A 3,279-nucleotide genomic window follows, 5' to 3' on the forward strand; every position below is an offset into this window, starting at 1 on the left:
AGACCGTCACCTTGCCGCTGGCGTTGCTGCTCACCCCGGCAATCAGCTTGGGCTGCAAGACCACCACCACCGGCACGCTGCCCACCAAAAAGGCCCGTTTGATGTTCCAGGAAGCCAGCTCCTTGCTCAGGCTGAAGGGGCTGTAGCTGGCGTTGGCCTGGATGGTGGCAGTCACCTGGGCTTTGAGGGCGCCGCTCATCCCGGCCCGGAACACCTCAATGCTGCCGCTGCTGATTTTGAGGTTGAAGTTTGGCTTGAGGGTTTGTTCGATAAAGCCGTTCAGGGTGATGCTTCCCCCTGGAACCCCCGGAATATCGAACTTCACGTTGCTCAGGTTAATCCTGCCGGTGAAGTCCTGCACGCTCACCCCATCCAGGGCCTGCACCATGCTGGCCTCGCCGATGGTCAGGTCGGTCTCGAGGGTCACATTGCCTGAGGCGATGGCGTCCTCGAGGGCTGCATTCTCGGTTTTGAGGTAGAACTTTCGCACCGCCTGGCCCCCCACCATACCCGCGCCGGTCTGGGTGACTTCGGTAATTCGGCGCACCAGGCCCTCGCCCTCATCGCTGATGACAATCTGGCCTGCGGTCAGGTTTTTGTCGGTTTGTACGTTCATGTCGGTGGCGGTGGCCGAATCCACCTCATCCTCGGGCAAGACCACGGCATTGGGCTTCAATTCCAGGCTGTTTTGAGGGGACAAGAGGCCACAGCCTGCCAGCATAGGGAAGGCCAGCGCGAGCAAAACCTGCGCTTTCATTGGGGTACCGCCTCCATCCAGGTCTCGGCCACGTCGCGCACCGCCGCCTCGCTCAGGAAGGCCTGGGTGTGGCGGTTGAAGGCCTCGTTGCTCAGCTGGCCCCGGAAAAGCTCGCGGTTGCCAACCGGGGTGCTGGTGTACAGGAGCCTGAAGCGCGAAGGCCCCAAAGGCGGCACCACCAGGTAGGTGGCCTGGCCCTGGGCGTTGCGGTCGGTGGCCAGGGGGAAGGTGTGCTGCCCTGCGGGTAGTTGCACGTTGCGCTCGAGCACCACCGTGGTGGAGTCAGAGTCCATGGTGACCAGCGTCACGTAGCCGGGCCTGCTCAGGGTAAAGCTAAAGAAAACCCGCTCACGCAGCTTGTATTTGCCGCCCTCGCCCCGGTCGGGCACAAAGCCGGAGATGATGGGCTGCAAGCCCCACTCGCGGCGCTGATCCTCGCTCACCCCGGTTTGGGGCGCACAACCCGCTAGCAAGAGCAACCCAACGACCAGGCTCAAAAATCTCATCCTCCAAGTCTACCCCGCCTTTGCTGAGAGCATTACAGAGGACTGGATTAAGGGAGGCTTTAGGGAAGATACTTAGCAGGGTGGAGCGCTATTTGCTGGTCATGCTGGGCGGGGCCATTGGCGCGATGGTGCGCTATGGGCTGGGGGCCTGGGTGCAGGGCCTGGCTGGGCCGGGGTTTCCCTGGAGCACCTTTCTCATTAATCTGACCGGAAGTTTTTTTATCGGCGTGGTGCTGCGGCTGAGCCTGGAAGGGGCCTTGAGCCCGGAGTGGCGGCTGTTTCTGGCGGTGGGCGTGCTGGGCGGCTACACCACCTTTTCCACCTTTAGCTGGGAAACCCTCACCCTGGTGCAACAGGGGGAGTGGCTCAAGGCTTTTTTGTATGTGGTGGGGAGCGTAATGCTGGGGTTCGGGCTGGTCTTTTTGGCCTACCGCTGGGCCGGGAGGTTGTTGTGAAGCTACAAGGGGAAGCCAAACTGGTGCGAATTTTTCTGGGCGAGTCGGACAGGTGGCAGGGGCGGCCCCTGTACGAAGCGATTGTGCTCGAGGCCAAAAAAGCGGGCCTGGCCGGAGCCACCGTCTTCAAAGGCTTCATGGGCTTTGGCGCCCACTCCCGCATCCACACCGCCAAAATTCTGCAACTTTCCGAAGACCTGCCCATCTGCATCGAAATTGTGGACAGCGAGGCAAAAATCCAGGCCTTCATGCCCACCCTCGACCAGATGGTGCAGGAGGGGCTCATCACCATGGAAAAAGTCGAGGTCATCCAGTACCGTTCGCGGTAGGCTGCACCGGCGCAGCGCGCCCCCACGCATAAACGCCCGTGTCCCTCCAGGCAGCCACCTATAGTTGCCCTCCGGCCCAAACTTTTGTGCCCCCGCTTACCCGGCTTGCCTGGGATAAGCCCTATCCTGCGGCTATGTTTGGCCGCTTCTTCACGCCCAAGAACCAGGACACCGAGCGCGTGCCCCCCGGCCAGGTGCTCACCGAAAAATTCCCGGTGCTCACCTACGGCCCCACCCCCAGCCTGCGCCCGGAGGAGGTGCGCCTGGAAATCTACGGCCAGGTAGAAGAACCCAAAACCCTGAGCTGGGCCGACCTGCAAAACCTGCCACAGTCCCACCTGACCGCCGACTTCCACTGCGTGACCCGCTGGAGCAAGCTCGATGTCCAGTGGGGCGGCATTCGCATCCCAGACCTGATGCAGCAGGTCAGGCTCAAGCCCCAGGCGCGGGCGGTGCTTGTCCACTGCTACGGTGGCTACACCACCAACCTCACCCTGGACGATTTTCTCCGAGAGCAAAACCTGCTGGCCCACACCCTCTTCGGCCAGCCCCTCCCGCGCGACCACGGCGGCCCCTTGCGCCTGGTGGTGCCCCACCTGTACGCCTGGAAAAGCGCCAAGTGGGTTCGCGGGCTTCAGTTTTTGGACAGAGAAGAACTCGGTTTCTGGGAGGTCAACGGCTACCACCGCCGGGGCGACCCCTGGAAAGAGGAGCGCTTCAGCGATTAGCGTCCTGGCAACCAGGTTTCCAAAGTTACCAAGGCCCCCGAAGGAAGTCGCCGGAAAACGCCCTCCCTGCCCGTCTGTACACCAAAGATACTCATCTACGCCCACAGGACTCCCAGGAGCGATGGCCTTCAAGCCCCTCCTGACCACGTAGAGCGGGTATCAAACCAGATCCCCATCTGATGGTGGCGTGCAGGGCCAGGAGCCACCCCACCGGGCCTTCCCTACAAGGTTGGGAGAGCGAGGCCAGGCCAGGATTAACCAAACTCGCTTACCGTGCGGGTGTGGTTGCACGGGCTTTTATGCGACAAAGCATTGATTGTGACCAGGCCACCAGCAACCCCAAACCCAGCCAGGTTTACCCAGCCCTTGCCGCTGTTACAGGTGGCGTTACGCACCACTCACCCCACAAAAAAACCATAGCGAACGCACCCCCCCGAACAGAACCGATGCCTTGAGTGCCCTTTCAAACGATGCGGAAGCGATTCCAAAAAAATACCCATTATG

4 protein-coding genes and 1 pseudogene are annotated in these 3,279 nt (G+C 61.5%); 3 read left to right on the forward strand and 2 right to left on the reverse strand.

All coding sequences use genetic code 11. The annotated features are described in order from the left end of the window. Both NZN28_RS14085 and NZN28_RS14090 read right to left on the reverse strand, forming a co-directional pair. Positions 1–757: pseudogene (locus tag NZN28_RS14085) on the reverse strand (hypothetical protein); the annotation flags it as partial. Beyond that, positions 754–1,263, reverse strand: a complete 510-nt coding sequence (locus NZN28_RS14090) for a DUF4384 domain-containing protein (protein WP_295399213.1) — start codon at positions 1,261–1,263, stop codon at positions 754–756. The pseudogene NZN28_RS14085 and the gene NZN28_RS14090, both read right to left, overlap by 4 nt. A gap of 80 nt (positions 1,264–1,343) precedes the next feature. On the opposite strand from NZN28_RS14090, the gene crcB reads away from it, so the two are divergent. The 3 genes from crcB to NZN28_RS14105 all read left to right on the forward strand — a co-directional run bounded on the left by crcB (position 1,344) and on the right by NZN28_RS14105 (position 2,775). After that, on the forward strand, positions 1,344–1,718 hold the full coding sequence (crcB, locus tag NZN28_RS14095) for a fluoride efflux transporter CrcB (RefSeq protein ID WP_295399215.1): 375 nt from the start codon (positions 1,344–1,346) through the stop codon (positions 1,716–1,718). Then, on the forward strand, positions 1,715–2,047 hold the full coding sequence (locus NZN28_RS14100) for a DUF190 domain-containing protein (protein ID WP_295399216.1): 333 nt from the start codon (positions 1,715–1,717) through the stop codon (positions 2,045–2,047). Before crcB ends, NZN28_RS14100 begins: the two co-directional genes overlap by 4 nt. Positions 2,048–2,181: 134 nt before the next feature. Next, positions 2,182–2,775, forward strand: a complete 594-nt coding sequence (locus tag NZN28_RS14105; protein WP_295399218.1) for a sulfite oxidase-like oxidoreductase — start codon at positions 2,182–2,184, stop codon at positions 2,773–2,775. Positions 2,776–3,279 lie beyond the last annotated feature (504 nt).

The sequence above is a fragment of the Meiothermus sp. genome (genome assembly GCF_025056915.1).
GTDB lineage: Bacteria > Deinococcota > Deinococci > Deinococcales > Thermaceae > Meiothermus.

What these genes read in the sequence shown, in the direction of transcription:
- NZN28_RS14105 (WP_295399218.1), top strand. Translation starts at nt 2,182, where the DNA reads ATGTTTGGCCGCTTCTTCACGCCCAAGAACCAGGACACCGAGCGCGTG.
- NZN28_RS14090 (WP_295399213.1), bottom strand. Translation starts at nt 1,263, where the DNA reads ATGAGATTTTTGAGCCTGGTCGTTGGGTTGCTCTTGCTAGCGGGTTGT.